Here is a 24,616-nt window from a genome sequence, read left to right as displayed (position 1 = left end):
CCATGGGAGGCTGCCAGTAGCAAGGTGTCTGCGAACCCGCTTTAGCGGATACCAGTACTATACCCTGGAGGGGTTAAAATTAAACCCCCATTTGAAATGGGGGTTGCTAACTTTCTTTCATGCTGATTATTTTGGGAGTGCTGGTTTTGTTTGAGGATTCCCTTGAAAGGCAGCTTCATTCCATAAGCCAGAACCAGGTGGATTCCAATGCATGGAAGGTGGCACAGCTGATCGAAGAGACAGATCCGGCAAAAACACAGGAGTTTATAAAAGAGGCAGAAAATCTGAAATACCGGACAGCGCTTTTTCGGAATGGTCGTGTCGTGGGCGGAGCTGATGACGAGCATATGGAAGATCTGGCTGAGTTTTTTCAATCGGAAGAATACCATGATGGACAGACAGAAGTCTTTACATTTCTGAACGCAACGATTGTAGGAAAATATTTTGCGAATGAGGAGATTTATATTGCCGAGGTTCATTCCGCGGATTGGGGAGGAAAAGCGTTGTCCCTGAACAGTGCTTTTTATATGTTCCTGGGCGTGGTCTTCCTGGCCGGCATTGCTGCAATTGCGGTTCTGCTTCTTCTGGCATCCTTCTTTACACGCAGAATGAACCGGGTTGTCATGGAGCCGCTGGAACAGCTGGTAGAAGGAGCGGAATGGATCAAAAGTGGAAATTTAAAAGAGAACATCAGGTATCAGGGAGAAGCGGAGTTTGAACATGTTTGCGAGACGTTCAATGAGATGCAGCACACAATTCTGGAAGACCAAAGGCAGCGGGAAAAGACAGAAAAAGCGAGAACAGACATGATTACAGGAATTTCACATGATCTGAGGACCCCGCTGACTTCCATTCGGGGATACATCAAAGGAGTGCTCGACGGCGTGGCGGATACGGAAGAAAAGAGGAAACGGTATCTGGAAACGGCGTACGAATCTACAGAAGAAATGAATCAGCTGCTCCGGAAACTCTTTGACTTTTCACGTATGGAAAGCGGACAGATGCCGTTCCATATGATAAAAGCAGATCTGGCGGAATATGCGGCGTCTTATGTGGCGCAAAAAGAAGTGACTGCTGATCCTCGGAAATTGAAATTTCATTTCCATAAAAAAGAAGAGCTGATAGCGGAAGTCCGGTTTGATATTGAACAGGTAAGGAGAATACTGGATAATCTTCTGGAAAACAGCATGAAGTATGCCATGGTAGAGCCGGTGGAAATTGATATTACGGTAGCTGAGACAGAATCAGAGATCAAGCTGGAGTGGAAAGACAACGGAAACGGCGTGCCGGAGGAAAAACTCGGACGGATTTTCGAGCGGTTTTACCGGTGCGATGAGTCCAGACAGAAAAAAGGAAGCGGAGTAGGGCTTTATGTGACAGACTATATTATGAAACAGCATGGCGGATCTGCAAAAGCCGAAAATGAAGACGGACTGAAGATTATTCTTACGTTTCCGAAAGGAGAAAACGATATGACGGCAGGCGAATAGAACGATAGCCAGACAGGTGCCTGCGATACCGAAGCAAAAATAAGAAAGAATCCTGCGGGACAGTTACAGCTCTGTGGGATTCTTTTTCATATTTGTGAAACAAAACAGGAACATTCTGTAAACAAAAGGTAGGATAAAAGCAGATTTCTGAGAAAGGAGAACAGAACATTCAAAAGAAAAAATAAGCTATGGAACATATCATAAGTCTGAAAAACGAAAAGATACAAAAAGAAGAATGGGCGGGAACCTTTTACAGGCTGTTCTGGATTTATGTTATCTGCGGTGTCGGAGGATTTCTGATTGAATCCATATGGTGCTGGATTGATTTTCATGAATTTACGAGCAGAACCAGCAACCTGTTTTTCCCAATCAGCTGCATATGGGGATTCGGAGGAGTACTTCTGCATTTATTTACTGCAAAAGATCAGGAAAACAGTAAGCTATATCTGTTTGTGAAATGTACTGTTCTAGGCGCACTGTTTGAATTTCTGTGCGGCTATCTGGGAGAGCACCTTCTGGAAGTGACGTTCTGGGATTATTCCGCAATGCCGCTTCATATCGGGAAGTACATCAACCTCCCGTTCTGCCTGGTGTGGGGAGGAATCGGCGTTGCCTGGGTGTGGAAGATTTATCCTCTGATCAGGAGAAAACTGGAAACTCCGGTTCTGACAGGACCGAACACCGCAATGAGAGTATTTCTGGTGTTCATGGTCTGTTCTCAGGTTCTCACCGGGGCGGCGCTGCTAAGAATGCATGAACGACAGAGCCGGAATGTAGAGGAAAATATTGTGGAATATGTGCTGGATCAATGCTTCCCTGACCAGACACTGCAACGATATTTTCCGAAAATGAAAAGCACAGTTACAGGTGAAAAAATATATGTACAGGAAACAAAAAGTTAAGCCCCATCGATTTCGGTGGGGTTTTCTGATAGAGAAGAAAAGGGAGAAAGAATGGATATGGAGCACACGATCGAATGTTTGTTCTGATTTTGGGACTTGTCCTATATACTTTTGCGGAAAGATTTGTTATAATGTGCGAAAAGGCAATGGATGCAATGGCGGAGAGGGATTCTATTTAAATGGATTCTAATAAGAGTCAGTTATTCGAAATGTTTGAACAAGATTGAAAATGTGTTTAGTAAATTGATATAAGAGGTAGAAAAATGGATGTATTCAGCGAAGCCTATTTGGAAGAAGTGATTGAAAATCAAGGAAAATTATTTGAGTATGCAGAAGAGCATTGTCCTGGTATAGACGTGGCAGATTTCATAGAAGCTTATATGAAAAGCCGTACAAGAGCACTGATAGATGAAGGGCAGGCGTATGTTTCAACTATGGATGCCGAATCTTTATTCAATTATTTTCTGGAAAATGATAAGTATGAACCGAAACATGGAAAAGTGGCAAAGGGATTTGCGCCGAACTGGATTGGTCAGTTTTATGCATTGTTTCAATGGCTATATAAGATGACAAGTAAAGAAGTCGTCAAATTGCTTCCAGTTGAATTTATGTTTGAAGGGTATCCAGGACTTCATGATCTTGATTTGCAAGTGGCTGTCTGTAAGGTAGGAGAACAGTGTGGACTTGGGACACAAAAATAGGTATAAATGATTACGGGAGGAATAAGCAGTGATATGTTTTCATAATCCGGACGAGGAGAATGGATATCTGAGTAATTGGTATTTGTCTGAATTTACTGTTGATGATATTACATTCTCGTCAATGGAACAGTATATGATGTACGAAAAGGCAATTCTGTTTCATGATCAGGAGACAGCGAAAAAAATATTACAGAAGGATAACGTGGCGGAGATCAAGGCTTTGGGAAGAATAGTACAAAATTTTGATGATACAGTCTGGGTAAAATCAAGAGAAGAAATTGTTTACAAAGGAGTCTTGGAGAAGTTTCGCCAAAATTCTGAACTTAGGAAAAGGTTGGAAAGAACAGGAGAAGAGATAATTGCAGAATGTGCGGTAAAGGATAGAATCTGGGGAATTGGACTATCTATGAAAGATGAGGACAGGTTTTGCGTAGAGAGATGGAACGGACAAAATCTGTTGGGAAAGATTTTGATGGATGTTCGGAAAGATATCAAACAAGGGAATTATGAGAAGAAAATCCGTCAGGTAGAGGAGCAAGGATAAATCATGGATCACTTTGAATTAGTATCAGAATACAAGCCAACCGGTGACCAGCCTCAGGCGATCGAGCAGCTGGTTCAAGGTTTCAAGGAGGGAAACCAGTGTGAGACCCTTCTTGGTGTCACCGGTTCCGGAAAAACATTTACGATGGCAAACGTCATCCAGCAGTTAAATAAACCGACGATTATTATCGCCCACAATAAGACACTTGCCGCGCAGCTCTACGGTGAATTCAAGGAATTCTTTCCTCATAACGCCGTAGAGTACTTTGTCTCCTAGTGTGCCGGAGTCGGAATATGAGGTATATTTAGTGCTTTTCTATGCTGTTTCGTCCAAATTTTGTGGACAGAATAGGACGAAACGGACTGGATGATACCAGACGGACAAAATGATTTTGTGACTTTTTGCAAGAAAAATTCGTAATGGAAATTACATTAATGGGATGGGAGAATAAAATGGCAATATCAATAAAATTAGATAAAAGTGGTATCAAAAAGATCCAAAACGAATTGGAATATAGTTTAAAACGTCAAATGATTGCGAGGGGGAGTACAGAATTGCGTAAAGATAGCGAAGTATTTTTGAAAATAGTATTAGATAAGCGTAATGAAACAGGTAAGGATACAATTGTAGGTTCTGTTGATATGTTTAGTAGCATTCCAAACATTAGAATGAACATTTATAATATCATGGATGATTTGAAATTACATAATTGTATTAGTACACAAAGCAATATTTGCGTGAGTGGAGAAGTGGAAATTATTTTAACAATGGATGGAATAGATTATTTTAAGGAGAAAGGTAGTATGCTAGAAAGGGAGGTGCAGAAAAATATGAATAATACAAACAATTTTTATGGAAATGTAACCGGGGTTCAAATTCAACAAGGCACTGTAAATTCGAATCAAAAGCAAAATGTTTCAGAAGAATTTGATTATGAGAAAATCTTTCAAATTATAAGAAAAATAAAAAAGTATGATCCGATGTTTGATGAAGAATATGGACAATTGGCTAGTGAAATGAGGGACAAACTTTCCGAAATCGAAAGATTACTGAAAGAAAAAGAGAACCCATCAAAAATCAAAGTATTGTTAGGAGATATTAAGAATTTGTCTTTAGGTGTAGCAGGCAGCGTTATTGCTTCGGGGATTGCCAGTTTATTGCCAATGGTTTAGGTGGGATTAGATATGGGAATAATAATTGAACTTCAAAGAGAGGCACTGGATGAAAGTATTTCTATTGAATCTTTAATGAGAAAAGCATATTTAGTAGCCAAAAAGCTCAACTTAAAAGAATTTGAAGAGTGGTTAAGACAAGAGCAAAATGGATATGACGAAAAAGTTCCTAAATATCGTTATATGGTTGGAGAAGTACGAGCATGGAATCCTTATTATGGCTGGATACCTGTGGTAGTGTCAGCAGAAATAGCAGATTTTATTTCTAAAATGCCAATACCAACATCTATTTCTGCTATACAAGATTTATATACTTCATGTAAAGGTGCAACTATAAGTTCATCTGTTAATGGAAAAATAGCAGATTGGTTAAATGAAAATTCTGATAATTTGCCGACAAAGTTTGAGTTTTTTTCTTCTAAAAGTGAATTATATAGGATACTGAGTACAGTGAGAAATAAAATATTAGATTGGGCATTACTGTTAGAAGAAAATGGAATAGTAGGGGACGGCATGACTTTTACTGAAGTTGAAAAACAAACTGCACAAAGTACACAGGTAATTAATAATTATACAAATAATTTCTATGGAACAATAACAGATATAGATGTAGAGCAGGGATAGGATTTTAATACATAGTAGATTGGGTTGTAAATGCTAAATCTATCGGCTATCCATTTTTTCTTGAAAGCTTAAAGATTAAAAGGGGGAAAATAATATGTCTCAACAGTTAAGCGGAACTACGGAAATATGTGGATATGATTTCCCATTTTGTTATGATGCGGATACTGAGAATATTAATATATATATAGGAAATAGAATCATTACGGTTCCAGAAGATATGGATATAATTTTTGGGAAAAAATTAGGAATGATGACAGGGGGGAATATTTTATTTAAATTAAGTGTCCCTCTTACAAACAGTATTATGGAGATTGAAAATGGAATTCCTAAATATGTATCGTGTTTTAATCAGATGAGATCCGTTGATTTCTTTATTGAAAACTTTCAAGGGCATAGTGAATATACAGAAATGCGATTACAATTTCCGGAATTGGACTATTTTATACCATCCATAGGTAGAGCGACGGTTACAAAAGAAGAAGTTATTTTTTCAAGGCTCAAAGAGTCTTTGTATAGTTTTGATGTAAAATACGCTGACACAGATGTCTCTGTTTCTTTTGATACCAAAATGAAAGGAAATGCAAATGTTAGAGAGACTGCTAAAACTATATCAGAGATTTCTTTGAAATTTCCTAAAACAGCAAATTTAGATTATCTGAAAGGGTTGTATGAAGGAGTAAGGTCGTTTTTTGTCTTTGTTTGCAACAGACAGAATATCGGATTAAGGAGTGCGATACTTATTGGAGAATATCCGAGAAAACGAAACGAAAATGGAAAAATAGTTGAAGTGGTTGGCTATACACAACAAGAAATTATTTTTTCACAGAAATATCTTGAGCCATTGGAAGATGAAAAGAAAATTAAAAAAGTACCAAATAGCAGACTGTTTTCGACTAATCTTAAAGAATTATTTCAGATGTTTTTGGAGCAATCAGCTGAGGGGACTGCTATTGTTAACGGAAGTAGTATACATCCTTCTTTTAAATATAGAAATCTTATTGATTTAGAACAAAGCTTACATATAACAGCAGCTTTTGAATATTATGTAAGAACTTTACTACCTGAAATATCGTCAGATGAAACGATTGAATTTTTAAATGATATGCAAGTCCTTGTTGAGGAATATATCAAAACTGTTACGGGGAAAAAGAAGAAAAAAGCAAAAGATTTCAAAAAATCATTAAGACCACAAATATCGCTTGAAGAAAAAATTATGAAAGTATATGAAGGATATTCAAATTGGCTACCTCTAAAAACGGTTCTTTCAGAATGGTTCGGAGAGGATATTTCTGATTTGGCAAAAGCAGCTAATTTATGGCGTAATGAATTGGCACATGAAAAGAGAGAGTATCAACCGGATATAAAAACAATTGATGCAGTTCGCTTTGTAGAACACGTCAATTATTGCATTATATTACGCTATGCTGGGTATGCTGATGAACAAATAAAGGAGATAGTATCGGATGTCCTTATAAGATAACTTTTGATCAATTACTCTTTTTATACTAATAATAATTGAATACAGAAATACATAGCCGGAAGGTTTTCAATGACTGAAAATCCTCCGGCTTTTTTTATGCCCATTTTTATACATAGCCATTTCCCCACACGGGAAGATGGCTATTAAATTTTTAGGAAAGGAGGGAACCGTGATGGTAAATTGCAAAGTACTTGCGATTGCCAACCAGAAAGGTGGAACGGGAAAAACCACCACAACCGTCAACTTAGGAATCGGGCTTGCCAGAGAAGGGAAAAAGGTTCTCTTAGTGGACGCTGATCCGCAGGGAGATTTGACAACCTCACTGGGATGGCCGGAGCAGGATAATCTTTCTGTGACACTTGCCACACAGTTAGAGGGGATTGTGGCTGACCGGGAAATGGATAGCCACGCCGGGATTTTACACCATGAGGAAGGCGTTGACTTAATCCCGTCCAATATCGAACTGGCAGGACTGGAAGTTATGCTTGTCAATGCCATGAGCCGGGAACTCACGCTGAAAAATTATCTGAATGAAGTGAAAAGAGGATACGACTATGTGCTGATTGACTGTATGCCGAGTTTGGGTATGCTGACGATCAATGCGCTGGCGGCGTCTGACAGTGTGATTGTACCGGTACAGGCCCAGTATCTTCCGGCAAAGGGAATGACACAGCTTATGAAAACAATCGGGAAGGTGCAAAGGCAGATCAATCCGGCGCTGAAGGTGGACGGTGTACTTTTGACGCTTGCGGATATGCGGACAAATCTGGCCCGTGTGACCGCAGAAAGTATCCGTCAGAATTACGGGCGCATGATTAAGGTTTACCAGACTGTTATTCCGGTTGGCGTGAAAGCGGCGGAAACAAGTGCCGCAGGACAGAGCATTTACCGTTATGACAAAAACGGAACAGTTGCAAAAGCCTATGCGTCATTTACAAGGGAGGTGGTACGGGATGGCGAAAGGCAGAGAAATAAAGCTGAACCTTCCCGTAGCCGATGACCTGTTCAGCACACAGGAGGAACGTGACGAGGCAAAACGGGAGTATGTAGCAGATATTCCTCTGACGGAGATCAGCGACTTTCCAAATCATCCGTATAAAGTAAAACAGGATGAAAGTATGCTGGAACTGGCGGCCAGTATCAGGGAGAAAGGCGTGGTCAATCCTGCTCTGGTTCGTCCGAAACCGGAAGGCGGTTATGAAATGGTGGCAGGACACCGGAGAAAATTTGCCAGTGAACTTGCCGGGAAAACGGATATGCCATGTATTGTGCGAAATCTGACAGATGATGAAGCTACGATTATTATGGTGGACTCCAACCTGCAAAGGGATAAAGTCTTACCGTCAGAAAAAGCCTTTGCCTATAAGATGAAACTAGACGCAATGAAACGACAGGGGCAGAGAACGGATTTAACTTCGTCGCCACTGGCGACAAAGTTGAAGGGGAGACGTTCGGATGAAATTTTAGGTGAAGAAGTTGGAGAGAGTAAAGACCAAATCCGCCGCTATATCCGCCTTACTGAACTCATTACACCTATTCTGGATATGGTGGATGAGGGAAAGATTGCCATGCGTCCGGCAGTAGAGTTGTCTTACCTGCCGAAAGAGCAACAGCAGACACTTTTTGACACAATGGAACTGGAGGACTGTACTCCAAGCCATGCACAGGCGATTAAAATGCGGAAGTTTGCAGAGGCGGGAAAGCTGAATGAGGATGTGATCCTGTCGATCATGACCGAGGAAAAGCCGAACCAGGTGGAGCAGTTTAAAATCCCGAAAAAGAGGATTGACAAATATTTCTCTCCGGGAACCACGCCAAAGCAGATGGAAGACACGATCATTAAGGCACTGGAACTGTACCGCAGACGGGAGAGAGGACGGGAAAGGTAAGAGAACGCCTGGGGGAAAGTGGGTTCCTTTGGTGTTTTCCTTTTTCCGGGTTTTCCGGTTTCCCCTCCCCACACCCTACCCCTTCCGGATTACCAGCAGTTTACCAGCCGAAAAGAAGAATAAGGAGCCGGTGGCTATCCACATTCCACCGGATCAGTACCCAGCCCTGCCAGCAAGCAGGGATTTTTTATGTGGGCCGAAAGGCTCAGAAATGGAGGAGAATGAAGTGAAGAAAATCAAACAGTTATTCAGGAAAGGAGTCGCATTGGCATTGGCAGCGATCACGACACTGTCCGTCCTTCCGGCAGCCACGGTATCGGCTGCGTCCCAGCGGGCAACGATCACGTTCGCCTACTGTTATGACGGAAACGGGAATACCATCCGTTATCAGCAGACTGCGTCTCATAACGGAGTCACGTTCAGCCATGCGGGAGAGGCCAGAACCCGGATCTATGCAGATGGGGATAATGCCTACTGTATCGAGCCGGGAATCTCCCTGCATACCGGGAACACACTGGAGAAGGACGCTTCTGTGGTGTGGAACAACTTAGGAAAGGCAAAACAGGACGCTGTAAATCTTGCCCTGCTGTATGGCGCACAGGGCAGCATGGGCAGTCTGTCCGGCACGGAAGATGAGAAAGTCCTTGCGACACAGATGGTCATATGGGAGATCGTGACCGGGTGCAGGAATGCCAGCGCCCCGTATGCCCAGACGGACGCCAAATTTTATAACAGCCTTTGCGTAGGCGGGGCGAACAGCGGGATAGCGGCGGCCTATCAGCAGATCATTTCCGGCATGGTTAGCCACGGGATTATCCCCAGCTTTGCGTCCGGAAGTACAGACAGCACTCCCCAGGAACTGAAATGGGACGGCAAACAGTATGTATTGAAACTGACGGACAGCAACGGCGTTCTGTCAAAATTCAATTTCACATCATCCAACAGTGATGTGAAAGTCAGCAAATCCGGAAATACACTGACCATCACGTCCAGCAAAGCGATTGCCGGGAACGTGCAGTTATCCGCAACCAAGAAGATCCCTACCGTGAGCAGCAGCGCCAAGCTGATCGCCTATGGAGATCCGTCTTTGCAGGACATTGTCACGGGCGTGGAGAATACCGCAGCCGTGAAAGCATATCTAAATGTGAAAATCCCTTATGGGCATATCCAGATTGTGAAAACTTCCGAGGACGGTGTGGTGGCCGGATTGAAATTCCAGATCACGGGAAACGGGATTGACCAGACCGTGACAACCGGGGAGGATGGAACCATTAAGGTGGAAAACCTCCAGCCGGGAACCTATACGGTAACGGAGCTGACGGAGAACCGGTATGAACCGCAGAAAGCGCAGACAGTGGAGGTCAAAGGCGGGGAAACCGCTGTGGTGGATTTTTCCAATATCCTCAAGCGTGGAGATTTGAAAGTGACCAAGACTTCTGAGGACGGCCTGGTGGAAGGCATGAAGTTCCATCTCTACGGAACCTCTCTTTCCGGTATTCCGGTGGATGAGTATGCGGTTACAGACAGCGCAGGTGTTGCCATGTTTTCTGATATTCTGATCTCCGGCGATACGCCCTATACGCTGGAGGAAGTGGAGACAGCAGACCGCTATGTGGTTCCGGCGGACCAGAGCGTGACGGTCAACTGGAATGAAGTGACTAACGCTACCGTCCATAACGTGCTGAAAAAGTTCCGGGTAACCGTCGCAAAGACAGACCGGGAGACAGGAACCCCGCAGGGAGACGCTACGCTGGCAGGCGCAGTGTACAGGATTTATGACGGGGATACGCTGATCGACACCTATACGACAGACGGCAACGGCAGTTTTACCACGAAATATTATGTGTGTGGAGACAACTGGACAATCCGGGAGATCAGCCCGTCCGAAGGGTATCTTCTGGATGAGACTTCCTACCATGTGGGAGCGGAGGCAACCCTTTATACGGTAGAGCTGAACGATACTTCCAATGATGTGACGGAACAGGTTATCAAGGGAAGAATTTCAATCATCAAGCACACGGATGACGGAAGTACGCAGATCGAAACACCGGAGGAAGGCGCAGAGTTCCAGGTGTATTTAAAGAGTGCAGGCAGCTATGACAGCGCAAAGGACAGCGAGCGGGATACGCTGGTGTGTGATGAGAACGGATATGCCGAGACGAAAGACCTGCCTTATGGCATTTATACGGTACACCAGACAAAAGGCTGGGAAGGCCGGGAGATGATCGGAGACTTTGATGTGTATATCAGCAGTGACGGAGAAGTTTACCGCTACCTCATCAACAACCGCCTGTTTGAATCCTATATCAAAGTAGTCAAGAAAGACGCAGAAACGGGAAACACCATCCCCCTTGCGGGAGCCGGGTTCCAGATCTATGACGAATCCGGGAACCTTGTGACCATGCAGTATACCTATCCGGAAGTCACAAAGCTGGATACTTTCTATACCGGAAGTGACGGTTATCTGATCACACCGGAGGTACTGCCTTATGGAAATTACACATTAGTGGAAGTGCAGGCTCCTTACGGGTATGTACTGGACAGTACGCCGGTTCCATTTACAGTATCTGAGGAACAGTCCGGGGAGGACAGTGGCGTGACTGTGATCACGGTGGAGAAAGAGGATATGCCACAGAAAGGCAAGATCCTTGTGACGAAAACCGGCGAGGAATTTTCTTCTGTGCAGGTGTCCGGAGACGGTGTGGCAGACAAAGACGGGAATCTTGCGGAAGGCGAGAACCTTTATACGCCTGTTTATGCAGTGACCGGGCAGGCCGGAGCAGTATATGAAGTGATCGCCGCCGAGGACATCGTGACGCCGGACGGAACCGTGCGGGCCGCCGCCGGGGAAGTGGTGGATACCATTACCACAGATGAGGAAGGCAAAGCAGAGACAAAAGAGCTGTATCTGGGCAAGTATCAGATCGTGGAAAAGACAGCGCCGGAAGGTCTGGTGCTGAATACCGAAACCCATGAGGTGGAGCTGACCTATGCCGGACAGGAGGTATCTGTAACAGAAGCGGACACCGCTTTCTATAATGAGCGGCAGAAAGTGACGGTTGACCTCACAAAGACACTGGAACAGGATGAGATCTTTGGAATCGGAAATGCGGGAGAGATCCAGAACGTAGCCTTTGGACTGTATGCCGCAGAGGATCTGACAGCAGCGGACGGTTCCGTGATCCCGGCGGACGGCCTGATCGAGATTGTGTTCTGCAATGCAGAGGGGACTGCCGCATTTCAGACAGACCTGCCGTTTGGCAAGTATTATGTGAAAGAAGTTGCTACGGATCAGCACTATCTTCTGTCAGAAGAAACCTATCCTGTGGACTTTACCTACCAGGGGCAGGACACCGCTGTGGTCCATATTTCCGCAAATGAGGGAAATGCCATTGAGAATGAGCTGATTCGGGGGAAAATCTCCGGTAAAAAAGTAGATACGGACGGGGAGGCGCTGGAAGGCGCAACGATCGGTCTGTTTTCCGCAGGTACAGAAGAATTTACGGAAGATACTGCCTTAATGGTAACTACTTCTGATGAGGACGGGGCCTTTGCATTTGAGGATGTACCCTTTGGCAGATGGATCGTCCGGGAAATTGCAAGCCCGGAAGGATATGTGCTGAATGAGGCCATCCACTATGTATCGGTTACGGAAGATGAGGAAGTGATCGAGGTGGAACTGATCAACAAACTCATTGAGGGAAGTGTCCGTCTGACAAAAGTGGACGCAGAATATCCGGCGAACAAGCTGACGGGCGCTGTATTTGAGTTGTATGCAGATACGGACAAAGACCAGAAACTGACCGAAAAGGATGAGCTTGTGGGAGAAATCCCGGAAATTTCAGAGGGCATTTACCAGACGGACGGTCTGCTCTACGGAGGATATTTTGTAAAAGAAAAGACTGCCCCGGAAGGCTTTAAGCTGGATGAGAACGCCTATTACTTTGAGATCAGCGAGGACGGAAAGATCGTAGATGTGGAAAACGAGGCGGGCATTGGCTTCATCAATCAGCCGATTACCGGAAAACTAGAACTGACCAAGACAGACGTTGCAGACGGGAAACCCCTTCCAAACGCCGGGTTCCGGATTAAAGACGAAGATGGAAATATCGTTGCCACAGGCGTGACAGACGAGAACGGGATCGCCACCTTTACCCTGCGGTACGGGAAATACACCTATCAGGAGTACAATGCACCGGAAGGCTACAAGATTGATGAGTCCGAATACGCCTTTGAGATTAAGGAGGACGGTCAGATCGTAAAAGCCACGATGACGAATGAGAAGATCCCGGAGGAACTGATCACGACACCGAAGACCGGGGATGACAGCAGGCCGGGGCTTTGGATCGGGTTATCTGCCCTGTCCGGTGCGGGAGTGGCAGCTTTTGGCATTCTGACCGCAGTGAAAATAAGGAAAAGGAAGGAGGAAGATAAGGCGTGAGTGCAAAGGTTTTGATAACAGTTGCCTTAGTGGTATTTATCGCAGGGACATTGATCTGGCTGTGCTTGCGGAACCGGAAGAAATAGACAGAACATGACAGGAGGCGGCGGGAAGCCGCCTCTTTACATAACAGGCGAAAGGAGATGAAAAAATTGGCACAGATTAACCATAAGGCTGTCCGCTCCCTCTCAAAGCTGATGGAGGCGGGATTTGACAGCGAGAAAGCAGTTTTAAATATGACGATGGATGATATTTTATCCCTGCCGGGGATTACCGTGGCAGAAATCGGGATGATCAATGAGATCCAGAAAGCAGTAAAAGCCGGAAAGATTATCACATTTTTGGGAGGCGGGGAGATATGAGCAGTGGAAAAGTGATCTGCTTTACGGATAGCCGGGGGAACCCGCTTTTTTCGCTTCCGGATAGTTCTTTTTTGTGTCTAGAGTATGGAAACGGGGACAGTTCCTGCGCATTCTGCCGTTACCACAGCGAGGAACAGGTGGAAATAGACGGAAAATGCAGGAATATCCGCCAGTTTGCAAAGCAGATGGAGAAGAATGGAATCCGGTATCGGCCCATGAGTGAGAAAAAGCATAAAGGAGACAGAACGTATGGCAAAGAAGAAATATGACCTGATCACAGACCTGTATGCGGAGACAGTGAAGGAAGTCACAGCCAGTCCGGAAAACTGGATGTCTTTCCTGTGCTCCGCCTGCCGAAATTTCCGTCTGCCTTTTGATGAACAGATCTTAATCTATGCGCAGCGCCCGGAGGCGTCCGCCGTGCTGCCTATGAAAGTCTGGAATGAGAAGTTTGGGCGGTGGGTAAAGCGGGATTCCAAAGGGATCGCAGTTTTTGACAAGGACAGCCCGAAACTAAGATTGAAATACTATTATGACGTTTTAGATACGCAGGAAGGACGTTACCGCCGATTGCTCCGTCCAGTGCCATTGTGGGAAGTGCCGGAAGAATATCAGCCGGATGTGAGGGAAACCCTTGCCAATGCCTTTGGCGTGGACGAGACAGTGACAGGATTTGCGGAAACCATACTGGAGGCGGCAAAGTCAGCAGCAGAAGATAACCTTGCGGATTATCTGCCGGATCTGCTTGAAGGACGGAAAGGCAGTTATCTGGAAGAGGTAGACGAGTACAACGTAGAGGTGGAGGCACGCCAGCTGTTATCGACCAGTGTTGCTTATATGGTTATGGTACGGTGCGGCGTGGATACCGACCTGTATCTGGATACAGAGGACTTCCGGAATATCACGGACTTTAATACGCCGGAAATGGTCAACCTGTTTGGTGTTGCGGCCAGTGATGTGGCGGAAATGGCATTATCCGAGATTTCCGATACTGTCAATAAGCTGAGAAAGGCAGAGAGAAAGAATAGTCGCACCTTTGCCGGGAAAGAGACAGGCCGATATAATGAAAGCGAAAACAGAGAACAGATTACAGAAAGGAGCGTTACACATGAGAGCGATCACATACAGCAGACAGGGCGATTATCTTCTTCCGGATCTGACCGTGCCGGACGAACCGGAAGTACACCGTGGGAAGTACGCTTCCCTCCGTCATACTTATCTGAAAAATTACCGGTACGGGATGTATCTGAACCTGCTGACAAAAGGAGAACTGAACCGACATCTGAACGAAGTGCAGAGAGAGGCACAGGAGAGGATGGAAGTTCTGACCGAACAGATGAAAGCAGCCTGGGGCGTGACAGAGGAACTGAAAGCGAAAGACCAGATGGCGTGGGTACAGCAGATGAACAACATCCGGCAGGCAGCGGAAGAGATCGTGATGAAAGAGCTGATCTACAGCTAACCGGACAGGAACCACAGTCGGAAGAGGAAAGGCAGGAACCGACTGCAGAGCCACAGCCAACGGTGGCAGAACAACAGACATTTTTGGAAGAACTGGCAGGAGAGGAATCTCCTGCTTTTTCTATGCCACAGGAAATCATTGACCATGCGCTGCAGCCCGGCCCTCCCTTTGAACATGGAAAATACAGAATTTATTCCTATTTTCTGCAAGGACACAGCAATAAGGAGAGAGCTGAATTTTTAAAGCAGGAATATGGAATGGGAGGCTCTCTAAGTGATTATTTGGGAGAAAGGTTTTACCAGAATAGAAATGCGAAAGGTTACACGATCCAGTGGAAAAATTATGAGACTACTCTGAAATGGACAGCGGTTGCAAAGCGGATCGAGGAGCTGATTGTTGTCGGACGGTATATGACAGAAAGGGAATTGGCGTATATCCCGGAGTATGAAAGAATGATTCTGGCGAGAAGCATTTATAACTTTTTCTATCATCAGCCGGAGACAGTTTTACGTCCGTACCCGTTTGGCATGGAATATCATAAAGCAGTGGAGCAGATCCGCCCGCAGCTTGATGATCCAGACCGGGTAAAAGAAATCCTTTCCATGATGGAAGAGGTTCTTGCGGGAACCGCAGATTACGATCAGCGATACCCGTCCATGAAACAGGCATATAAAGACCTTACGGATTATCAGGACGGAGCGTTCAGTCTATTTACTCCGATACCAGCCGAAAGAGAAAACATGCAGGCTCCCCCGGAGCCTGTTCCGGCACAGAGCCGGGAGGAGGTTCTGGCCGGATGTCTCAATGCGTTTTACCAGTCGTATGACTGGTATGAATATCAGGATACGATTGAGGCGGGAGAGACACAGGAAGATGTTCTGCGACAGTTGCAGGAACAGTTGGCCGATCCCCAGTCCGTGCAGGAAATTTACAGCTATCTGATCAGTGTACGGGAAGGGATGGACACGGAGGATGAAAACTATTCCGAAGTGTCTGAACTGATCGCCGGGATTACGGACTTACCGGCCATGAATCCGCCTTATGACCTGCAGGTGGATACGATTGTCACAATAGGCACAAAGGAATATTCCATCGACTTTATCTCTGATGAGATGGTGGTTCTTCGTGACCAGATGTATCCGCTTTTTACAGAGGAAATGCCAAGAGAGGTATTTGACCGCCGGGTACGGGAGAATCCAGCGAATGATCATCTGAGAGCGGACAGGAAACCATCAGAGGAACCAGCCGAAAAAGACAGGGAGGAACCGGCTGCCACACAGGAAATGGTGCAGGAGCAGGAGGAAGGATTTACCGGAATAAAACCGGAGGACAATCCTTTTGAAAAGGAACCGGAAGAACTTCTGGAGGATCTGGCCCCGGCATGGACACAGAAGAAACCTGCTGGGAGGGTAAGAGGGTTTGATCCGCATCCGGAGATTCCCCAGGAGAGCCGCAGACAGTATCAGATCACGGATGAGCATTTAGGGGAAGGAACCGAAAAAGAAAAGTTCCGTGCCAACATCATGGCGATCCAGCTATTGAAGAAGTGTGAGGAAGAAAACCGCTTTGCCACGCCAAAGGAACAGGAGATCCTTGCCGGATATGTTGGCTGGGGCGGCTTATCTGACGCTTTTGACGAGACGAAATCTTCCTGGTCAACGGAATATCTGGAATTAAAGACAGTTCTGACAGAGGAAGAGTATGCCGCTGCGAGACAATCCACACTGACCGCCTTTTATACGCCGCCGGTGGTTATCAGCGCCATGTATCAGGCGTTGGAGAACATGGGATTGAAATCCGGGAACATTCTGGAGCCAAGCTGCGGAACGGGGAATTTTATCGGGCGGAAACCGGAGAGCCTGTCTGACTGCAAGGTTTATGGTGTGGAGATCGACAGCATTTCCGCTCGGATTGCACAGCAGCTTTACCAGAAATCCACCATCGCCGTTCAGGGCTTTGAGGACGCAGACCTGCCGGACAGCTTTTTTGATGTGGTAGTCGGAAATGTGCCGTTTGGAAGTTATAAGGTACTGGACAGGAAATACGATAAGTATAACTTTCTGATCCACGACTATTTTATTGCCAAGTCCATTGACAAGACGAGGCCGAAAGGCGTGCTTGCGCTGATCACATCCAACGGCATCAGCGGTGGAACAATGGATAAGCGGGATGACCGGGTGCGGAGATATATCGCCCAGCGGTGCGACCTGTTAGGTGCGATCCGCCTGCCAAATAATGCTTTCCTTGCCAATGCCGGAACAGAGATCAATACGGATATTCTCTTTTTCCAGAAGCGGGAGACGCCGAGAGACTTAAATGTGGATCTGCCGGACTGGGTGGAAGTGGAGCGCCTCTATGAAAATGACTATGTAAATGAACAGGGCGAGAGCCGACACCGGGTGGTCAGTATCAATCCCTATTTTCAGCAGCACCCGGAAATGGTACTGGGCGAGCAGGAGATCGTGTCCGGGCCTTATGGCCCTCAGTTGATCTGCAAACCCTATCCGGACAGGGATTTCAAGGAACTTCTGGAGCAGACAGTCGAAAACCTTGAGGCGGAGATCACGGATTATGAGGTGGAGGAGCTGGTGGAGGAAGAGGATCATTCGATCCCGGCTGATCCGTCTGTGGCGAACTTTTCCTATACGGTCTATGACGGGAAGATCTATTACCGGGAAAACAGCCGCATGAAACCCGTGGAACTGTCCGTGACAGCGCAGAACCGTGTGAAAGGCATGATTGCTATCCGGGACTGTACCAGAGAGCTGATCACTTATCAGGCGGAAGGGTATCCGGATGAAGAGATTGAAAGACAGCAGAAAAAGCTGAACCATTTGTATGATCTGATCCAGAGAAAGTATGGACTGCTGAATTCCAGGGCAAACAGTATGGCGTTTTCTGATGACAGTAGTTACCCTCTTCTCTGTTCGCTTGAGATTGTGGCAGAGGACGGAACGCTGGAACGGAAGGCGGATATGTTCACGAAACGGACGATCAAGCCTCACGAGACGGTAACGAAAGTGGATACCGCAAGTGAGGCTTTATCTCTGTCCCTTTCTGAAAAAGCCTGTGTGGATATGGAGTATCTGTGTTCCCTGACCGGGAAAAGCGCCAGGGAGGTGGAAGAAGAACTAAAAGGCGTGATCTTCCGTCTGCCGGAGTCCGAGGGCATGGATCAGCCCCGGTTTGTATCTGAGGACGAGTATCTGTCCGGCAATGTGCGTCAGAAACTGCGGGAGGCAAAACGTGCAGCGGAGATCTCAGAGGTGTACCGGAGCAATGTGGAGGCATTAGAAAAGGTACAGCCAAAGGATCTGACCGCTTCTGAGATCAGTGTACGATTGGGAGCCACATGGATACCGGAATCGGATATCGCAGATTTTATGTTTGAACTGTTGCAGACGCCAAATTATTCCCAGTGGAAGATCAAAGTCCATTTCTCCCGGCATACCGGGGAATGGAATATCGAAGGGAAGAGCATGGACCGGGGAAATCCCCGTGTTACCAACACCTATGGAACAAACCGGGTAAATGCCTATAAGATCATAGAAGATACGCTGAATCTGCGGGATACCCGTGTGTTTGATTATGTGGAGGATGCGGAGGGAAAACGTAAGCCAATCCTGAACAGAAAGGAAACTGCTATTGCGCAGGGTAAGCAGGATCTGATCAAGCAGGCGTTCCAGGAGTGGATCTGGAAAGATCCCAAGCGCAGGCAGCGGCTGACCGAAGATTATAATGAGCGGTTCAATGCGATCCGGCCACGGGAGTATGACGGGAGCCACCTGCATTTCTATGGTATGAACCCGGAAATTACTTTGCGGAAACACCAGAAGGACGGAGTGGCCCGGATCATTTACGGCGGGAATACGCTGCTGGCTTATGTGGTGGGCGCAGGAAAGACCTATACGATGGTGGCGGCTGCGATGGAGTGCAAACGGCTGGGACTATGCAGCAAATCTATGATCGTTGTGCCAAACCACATCATTGAGCAGTTCGCCGCTGAGTGGCTCCAGCTTTATCCGGCAGCCAACATTTTAGTGGCGACAAAAAAGGATTTTGAGAAGAAAAACCGGAAAAAGTTCTGCGGCAGGATCGCTACCAGCGACATTGACGCTGTGATCATCGGACACTCCCAGTTTGAGAAGATTCCCTTAAGTGTCGAGCGGCAGGAACGTATGCTGCAGATGGAGATTGACGAAATCATTGAAGGGATCGCAGAGGCAAAAAAGATCCAGGGGAGCCGTTTTACGGTAAAACAGATGGAGCGTGCCAAGAAATCGCTGGAGACACGCCTGAAACGGCTTCATGACCAGAGCCGGAAAGATGATATGATTACGTTTGAGGAACTGGGCGTGGACCGACTGTTTGTGGATGAGGCGGACGGCTATAAGAACCTTTACCTGACAACCAAAATGAGGAATGTAGGCGGGATCGCACAGACCGAAGCGCAGAAATCCTCTGATATGTATATGAAATGCCGCTACCTGGATGAGATCACGGGAGGAAAGGGTGTAATTTTTTCTACAGGAACGCCAGTCAGCAATTCTATGGTAGAACTTTATACCATGCAGCGTTATCTGCAGTATGGAACATTGGCGGAGAAAAACTTACAGCATTTTGACGCATGGGCGTCCACTTTTGGGGAGACTGTGACCGCTCTGGAGATTGCGCCGGAGGGGAACGGCTACCGGCTGAAAACACGGTTTGCCCGGTTTTACAACCTGCCGGAACTTATGCAGATGTTCCGGGAAGTGGCTGACATCCAGACGGCAGATATGCTGAATCTGCCTGTGCCGGAGGCAGAATACCGGGTGGTAAAAGTAAAACCTACCGAATTGCAGGAAGAAATGGTGGAAGAACTGGGAAACCGTGCGGAGAGAGTGCGGAACAATGAAGTCAATCCAAGGGAAGACAACATGCTCAAGATAACCAATGACGGGCGAAAACTGGCTCTGGACCAGAGACTTTCCAACCCGCTCCTGCCGGATGATCCGGGGAGCAAGGTCAACGCCTGCGTGGAAGAAATTTACCGGCACTGGGAAGACGGAAAGGAGAAAAAGCTGACGCAGCTTGTGTTCTGCGACCTGTCCACACCAAAAACAGACGGGACATTCAGCGTGTACAATGACATCCGGGATAAACTTCTGGCAAGGGGAATCCCGCCGGAGGAGATTGCCTTTATCCATGACGCCAATACGGATGTGCGCAAAAAGGAACTGTTTTCCAAAGTCCGGCGGGGCGCTGTCCGTATCCTTATGGGCAGTACTTTTAAGATGGGCGCAGGGACAAATGTGCAGGACCGGATCATTGCCAGTCACGATCTGGACTGCCCCTGGCGTCCCCGTGATCTGGAGCAGAGGGCAGGCAGGACCATCCGGCAGGGGAATCAGAACCCAAAAGTAGAGATTATCCGGTATGTGACAGAGGGAACCTTTGACGCTTATCTCTATCAGACCATTGAGAACAAGCAGAAATATATCAGCCAGATCATGACTTCCAAAAGCCCGGCACGGAGCGTGGAGGATATAGACGAAGTGGCTCTGTCCTATGCGGAGATCAAGGCACTTGCCACCGGAAACCCGCACATCAAGGAAAAGATGGATCTGGATATACAGGTATCCAGGCTACAGCTATTAAAGCAGAGTTTTCTAAATCAGAGATATGAAATGGAAGATAAAGTAGCGAAATATTTCCCGGAGAAGATACGACAGCAGGAACTTCTGATCCGCCAGTATGAAGAAGATATCCAAAAGGTCAAGGCGCATACGCCGACAGACCGGGAGGCATTTCCGGTCATGCAGATCGGAGATCATGTTTATACAGAGAAAAAAGAAGCAGGGCAGGCGATCATAGAAGCCTGTAAAGCTATGAAATCCCCGGAACCTGTGCCTTTGGGAACCTACCGTGGGCTGTCTATGGAATTGTCTTATTCCTCTGTCAGTCAGGAATTTGTCATTGCGTTACATGGGAAAGGCACCTATAAAGTGCCGCTTGGAACGGACATTTATGGAAATATCACAAGGCTTGACAATAAGATGAATGAGCTGCCGGACAATCTTTCCCGTTGCAGGGAACAGCTTGAAACAGCGAAAAGCCAGTTGGAGACAGCGAAAGCGGAGGCGCAGAAAGAATTTCCGCAGGAAAAAGAACTGGCAGAGAAGGTGGCAAGGCTGGGAGAACTGAATGTGCTTCTGGATATGGATAAGAAAGACCGGGTTGTGATGGAGGAAGAACCGGAAACAGAAGAGATCGAGCCGGAACGGGAAAAAGCGGCCTGGGTACGGTAAGAAAAGCGGTATCGGGAGACTGATACCGTGGTACATAGCCTGTCTGATGTGCGAATAGCAGAAACGCACAATCGCCGGGAGAGGCAATCTCTGCTATAGTGGCAGAGGAAAGGAGGGAAAGAAAGGCTATGAAGATAGCAGAGATCGATACGGATGATCTGCCAATCTGGATGTGTGCTGTCGTAGATACCGTCAGTGAGAACTGCAAAAAGCGTCTGAAAACGTCCCCGCAATACAGCCGGATTGTAGAGGAAAGCGACAAACTTCTTTTCCAATATCCGTTTATTTCCACGCTGATCGACCGGGATAAAATCGAAACGCCGATGAATCTGACCCTGGAACAGACAAAAGCACTGTCCAGATTTCTCGCATTGGACGCAGACCGGGAAGATTATGAACGGATACAGCTTTATCTCATGGGATGTCAGCATACCATAGAAGTGCTGCAGCTATTGGAACTTTTGTAGGAAACAGCAGACTGGATTGTAGAAAGATCGAAAACTGGATATAGTAAGAGATGAAAACAGATTAGCAGAACAGAGAGGATGAACAGTTTGGAGAAGACAGATTTTTATGATCTGGTGGAGCGGATCAAAGACAGTTTTATGGAGATTGACAGCGATATCATGGTGGATCTGAAAAAACAAGACGAGGACTATGCTAATATGTGCCAGGAACTTGGAGAGATGGAAAGCAGGTATCCGTTTATTCTGGAAGTGACGGAGGGGAGCGGAGCCATCAGCCTTACAGCCGAGGAACATGAAATTGTGAGACGATATATGAGCAGGATGTTTGAGAAAGAGACGATAGAGCGTTGCCAGATCTATTTCCGGGGACATACGGACGGATATGCGTATCTGAAAAAGATCGGGGCAATCTAAAAAAAGTCTTGTAATTTTTAAATTATCGCATATACTATTATATACACGCAGACACAAGTAGGAGCAGCGAGGGTATCTTGACATCAATATGAAAGCGTGTATAATTATAATTAAAGAAAGGCGATTCCCTGCCTTAGTAATCTTTGAGATTATGAAATGGGAGACGATAACGTGTGGTGATTCTCCACCAAAGGCGTTGAAGTGAGAGACGATAAAGATTTGGTGATTCCCTACCGAAGAATATAATCTTTGAGATTATGAAATGGGAGACGATAAGGCTTATAGGGGAAGCAAAATGCTTCCCCTATATTTTTAGGAGAAGTACAATGAAATTCAAAGAGTTTAAAATTGTTCAGGTAGATTTAAATTATTTGCAGGCACTGCATGAGGTTGATAGTGAAGTAATGTATAGAAGAAGCGCGGATTACGCAAAGAAGCCATTTTTGGGAATATTGGTTACAAATCACGATAGAAAATATGTAATACCGCTTACTTCTGCAAAAGAGAAACACAAATCCTGGGCAGATGTACATCAATCATATTATAGGATATATGAAATTATTGATATGCGGACGGCTGTTTATGATGACAAAGATATTATTGTGAATGTTACAAACACTGCAGCATTGGCAAAAAAAGGCGTTTCAGCAGAAGATTTTGACTACTATAAGAAACGAATCCTTTCTATTCTTGAGATTAAAAAGATGATTCCAGTGATAGATGGAGTATTTTCTTATGTGGATTTAGAGTTGACATCAGATATACCAAAAGACGAGCATGACTGGCGGGTATTGACATATAAAGAGTATGCTTTTTGTAAAAATGTGCAGGATGGCATTCGACAAAAAGCAACGAAGATATATGAAAAGCAGATAAAAACTGGAAAAGTCCTCAAATTCCATTGTGATTATAAAAAGTTAGAGTCAGTAGCGGATTCGTATCGTATTTAACTACATATATAAAAATAAAATAAAAACTTATAGTACATAGCCGGATGGTTTTCGAGAAAAGAAGATCATCCGGCTATTTTTATGCCTTATGTTGAGCTGGATGTGGTGCGGAGAGTGAAACAGATCGACTGGCTGACCTATGTAATACAAAAATCTTAGAATCTTAGAATTATCATCAGCTTAGAGAGAATAGTGTGTATTCACAGATAGAAAGAAGTGTGGTAAAATTGTCGCAGAAACAAATTGGAATTTTTGTAGGAGGTGTTGCAATGAAAATAGAGATTGGGAAAGATTTTCCGCAGTATTTCAAACCCGCATATCCAGAAGAATTTGAATTGTTTTCGCATTTTGAAGTAACCGCAGGAATACCAACGGTTTTGTTCGCAATTACCACATGGAAAGAGAACGGGAAACCAAATGTTTGTTTCCATTCGTGGAGCTGCTTTCATGGGGATAAAACTGCTTTCTTCGCCGTGATGGGCAACCTATATCAGTACACGCATACCTACGCCAATATTCAAAGAGAAAAGTGCTTTTGTATTAACTTTCTCCCAATAAGTTATTATGAGAAACTGGTAGATACGATTAACCACAATGACATAGAAACTGATGAATTTGCAGTAGGAAGTTTTACTCTTTCCAATGCGAAAACAATCCATGCGCCAGCTATTCAAGAGGCTTTTATCAATATGGAATGCACTTTGAAAGAAGCACAGGATTTAAGCGGCGCAGGGATTACAGCCATGATTGTCGGACAAGTGCAGCATATTTCTGTTGAAAAGGAATATGCACAGGGCTATGAGCAGAGATACGGAAAAAAGGGTTTTATGATGTTGATACCAGCACCGCAAGACCTTGTTACTGGTGAACCAAATCAATCTGCGATTGCTACTATAAATATCGAAAAATATGATTGATAAATCCTAAGTTGTAGAAAATCGAAGTTTGCATAATTGAAAGGGTGGTAGAAATGAAGAATTATAGTGTAATATCTAAGATTGCATTAGTAATATGCTTTTGTTTCATTTTGCTTGCGGTGGTAAATGAGTTTACTGGATTTATAAATTCAAGTATCTCACTTAGCGGAACGCTAATCTGCATAATTGGGTTTGGTATAGCGATATTTGCGATTACAATATTAGAAAACGAAAGACAAAAGAAAAAAGCAGATAAATCCTAAGTTGTAGAGTAGAAAATTTGGATTTGTGGAAAACAAAACGGGAGAATTATTATATGACGATAGAAGAAATGTTTGGAGATTTATACTCCATTGATATTATGGCAGAAAAGAAAACAGGAGAAATTGTACTGTTCTTGATTGAATAATTCGCAAACCCCCATCTGAGATGGGGGAATAGGCGAAGCCGTAGCGTTACATAAGGTACCATAGGAAAAACCTCCTATGTTATAATGTTGTGGGTTCGCAGC

At 45.4% G+C, this 24,616-nt stretch carries 17 protein-coding genes and 2 pseudogenes; all 19 read left to right on the top strand.

Going from position 1 to position 24,616, the window contains the following annotated elements; genetic code table 11:
* The first annotated feature begins 119 nt into the window (after window positions 1–119).
* Window positions 120–1,490 (top strand): HAMP domain-containing sensor histidine kinase, encoded by a 1,371-nt coding sequence (locus tag H6A32_RS14380; protein WP_204864684.1) that lies wholly within the window; start codon window positions 120–122, stop codon window positions 1,488–1,490.
* Between the two features lie 188 nt (window positions 1,491–1,678).
* Window positions 1,679–2,392 (top strand): putative ABC transporter permease, encoded by a 714-nt coding sequence (locus tag H6A32_RS14375; protein ID WP_204864683.1) that lies wholly within the window; start codon window positions 1,679–1,681, stop codon window positions 2,390–2,392.
* Window positions 2,393–2,655: 263 nt separating this feature from the next.
* Window positions 2,656–3,093 carry a hypothetical protein gene (locus H6A32_RS14370; RefSeq protein WP_204864682.1) on the top strand — a complete coding sequence of 146 codons (438 nt, stop codon included), beginning with the start codon at window positions 2,656–2,658 and terminating at the stop codon, window positions 3,091–3,093.
* Window positions 3,094–3,121: 28 nt separating this feature from the next.
* Window positions 3,122–3,637, top strand: coding sequence for an NADAR domain-containing protein (locus H6A32_RS14365; RefSeq protein ID WP_204864681.1), 516 nt, complete (start codon window positions 3,122–3,124; stop codon window positions 3,635–3,637).
* 3 nt (window positions 3,638–3,640) lie between these two features.
* A pseudogene (locus tag H6A32_RS14360) lies at window positions 3,641–3,910 on the top strand (DEAD/DEAH box helicase family protein); the annotation flags it as partial.
* Between the two features lie 146 nt (window positions 3,911–4,056).
* Entirely contained in the window at window positions 4,057–4,809 is a 753-nt protein-coding gene (locus H6A32_RS14355; RefSeq protein ID WP_204864680.1) for a hypothetical protein, read from the top strand.
* A gap of 12 nt (window positions 4,810–4,821) precedes the next feature.
* A complete protein-coding gene (locus tag H6A32_RS14350; RefSeq protein WP_204864679.1) occupies window positions 4,822–5,433 on the top strand; it encodes a hypothetical protein in 612 nt (203 codons plus the stop codon).
* Window positions 5,434–5,527: 94 nt separating this feature from the next.
* Complete coding sequence (locus H6A32_RS14345; protein ID WP_204864678.1) at window positions 5,528–6,913, top strand: HEPN domain-containing protein; 1,386 nt, start codon at window positions 5,528–5,530, stop codon at window positions 6,911–6,913.
* 172 nt (window positions 6,914–7,085) lie between these two features.
* Window positions 7,086–7,913, top strand: a complete 828-nt coding sequence (locus H6A32_RS14340) for a ParA family protein (RefSeq protein ID WP_204864677.1) — start codon at window positions 7,086–7,088, stop codon at window positions 7,911–7,913.
* Window positions 7,867–8,802 (top strand): ParB/RepB/Spo0J family partition protein, encoded by a 936-nt coding sequence (locus tag H6A32_RS14335; protein ID WP_204864676.1) that lies wholly within the window; start codon window positions 7,867–7,869, stop codon window positions 8,800–8,802. Before H6A32_RS14340 ends, H6A32_RS14335 begins: the two co-directional genes overlap by 47 nt.
* Window positions 8,803–9,028: 226 nt before the next feature.
* Entirely contained in the window at window positions 9,029–13,243 is a 4,215-nt protein-coding gene (locus tag H6A32_RS14330; protein WP_346342291.1) for a SpaA isopeptide-forming pilin-related protein, read from the top strand.
* Window positions 13,244–13,386: 143 nt separating this feature from the next.
* Complete coding sequence (locus tag H6A32_RS14325; RefSeq protein WP_204864674.1) at window positions 13,387–13,605, top strand: hypothetical protein; 219 nt, start codon at window positions 13,387–13,389, stop codon at window positions 13,603–13,605.
* Window positions 13,602–13,874: a hypothetical protein gene (locus H6A32_RS14320; RefSeq protein ID WP_204864673.1), complete on the top strand. Its 273-nt coding sequence runs from the start codon at window positions 13,602–13,604 to the stop codon at window positions 13,872–13,874. The genes H6A32_RS14325 and H6A32_RS14320 overlap by 4 nt, the downstream gene beginning before the upstream one ends.
* 794 nt (window positions 13,875–14,668) lie before the next feature.
* Complete coding sequence (locus H6A32_RS14315) at window positions 14,669–15,067, top strand: TnpV protein (RefSeq protein ID WP_346342290.1); 399 nt, start codon at window positions 14,669–14,671, stop codon at window positions 15,065–15,067.
* Window positions 15,068–16,509: 1,442 nt separating this feature from the next.
* A pseudogene (locus H6A32_RS14310) lies at window positions 16,510–21,357 on the top strand (N-6 DNA methylase); the annotation flags it as partial.
* Window positions 21,358–21,485: 128 nt separating this feature from the next.
* Entirely contained in the window at window positions 21,486–21,824 is a 339-nt protein-coding gene (locus H6A32_RS14305; RefSeq protein WP_087211768.1) for a hypothetical protein, read from the top strand.
* An 87-nt stretch (window positions 21,825–21,911) separates the two neighbouring features.
* A complete protein-coding gene (locus H6A32_RS14300) occupies window positions 21,912–22,238 on the top strand; it encodes a DUF6664 family protein (protein ID WP_204864672.1) in 327 nt (108 codons plus the stop codon).
* A gap of 326 nt (window positions 22,239–22,564) precedes the next feature.
* Complete coding sequence (locus H6A32_RS14295; RefSeq protein WP_204864671.1) at window positions 22,565–23,188, top strand: type III toxin-antitoxin system ToxN/AbiQ family toxin; 624 nt, start codon at window positions 22,565–22,567, stop codon at window positions 23,186–23,188.
* A gap of 269 nt (window positions 23,189–23,457) precedes the next feature.
* Window positions 23,458–24,105 (top strand): flavin reductase family protein, encoded by a 648-nt coding sequence (locus H6A32_RS14290; protein ID WP_204864670.1) that lies wholly within the window; start codon window positions 23,458–23,460, stop codon window positions 24,103–24,105.
* The last annotated feature ends 511 nt before the right edge of the window (window positions 24,106–24,616 follow it).

Origin of the sequence: Drancourtella massiliensis (genome assembly GCF_016900655.1) — a bacterium.
In the GTDB taxonomy this organism is placed as follows: Bacteria; Bacillota; Clostridia; order Lachnospirales; family Lachnospiraceae; genus Sellimonas; species Sellimonas catena.
The sequence above is the reverse complement of the archived record's forward strand: the minus strand, read 5'-3'. Positions and strand labels throughout refer to the sequence as shown.

Excerpts from the sequence above, each read along its gene's own strand:
- H6A32_RS14315 (WP_346342290.1), top strand. The coding sequence starts at position 14,669 with ATGAAAGCGAAAACAGAGAACAGATTACAGAAAGGAGCGTTACACATG.
- H6A32_RS14375 (WP_204864683.1), top strand. The coding sequence starts at position 1,679 with ATGGAACATATCATAAGTCTGAAAAACGAAAAGATACAAAAAGAAGAA.
- H6A32_RS14355 (WP_204864680.1), top strand. The coding sequence starts at position 4,057 with ATGGAAATTACATTAATGGGATGGGAGAATAAAATGGCAATATCAATA.
- H6A32_RS14340 (WP_204864677.1), top strand. The coding sequence starts at position 7,086 with ATGGTAAATTGCAAAGTACTTGCGATTGCCAACCAGAAAGGTGGAACG.
- H6A32_RS14290 (WP_204864670.1), top strand. The coding sequence starts at position 23,458 with ATGAAAATAGAGATTGGGAAAGATTTTCCGCAGTATTTCAAACCCGCA.
- H6A32_RS14325 (WP_204864674.1), top strand. The coding sequence starts at position 13,387 with ATGAAAAAATTGGCACAGATTAACCATAAGGCTGTCCGCTCCCTCTCA.
- H6A32_RS14335 (WP_204864676.1), top strand. The coding sequence starts at position 7,867 with ATGGCGAAAGGCAGAGAAATAAAGCTGAACCTTCCCGTAGCCGATGAC.
- H6A32_RS14320 (WP_204864673.1), top strand. The coding sequence starts at position 13,602 with ATGAGCAGTGGAAAAGTGATCTGCTTTACGGATAGCCGGGGGAACCCG.
- H6A32_RS14295 (WP_204864671.1), top strand. The coding sequence starts at position 22,565 with ATGAAATTCAAAGAGTTTAAAATTGTTCAGGTAGATTTAAATTATTTG.
- H6A32_RS14345 (WP_204864678.1), top strand. The coding sequence starts at position 5,528 with ATGTCTCAACAGTTAAGCGGAACTACGGAAATATGTGGATATGATTTC.
- H6A32_RS14305 (WP_087211768.1), top strand. The coding sequence starts at position 21,486 with ATGAAGATAGCAGAGATCGATACGGATGATCTGCCAATCTGGATGTGT.
- H6A32_RS14350 (WP_204864679.1), top strand. The coding sequence starts at position 4,822 with ATGGGAATAATAATTGAACTTCAAAGAGAGGCACTGGATGAAAGTATT.
- H6A32_RS14370 (WP_204864682.1), top strand. The coding sequence starts at position 2,656 with ATGGATGTATTCAGCGAAGCCTATTTGGAAGAAGTGATTGAAAATCAA.
- H6A32_RS14380 (WP_204864684.1), top strand. The coding sequence starts at position 120 with ATGCTGATTATTTTGGGAGTGCTGGTTTTGTTTGAGGATTCCCTTGAA.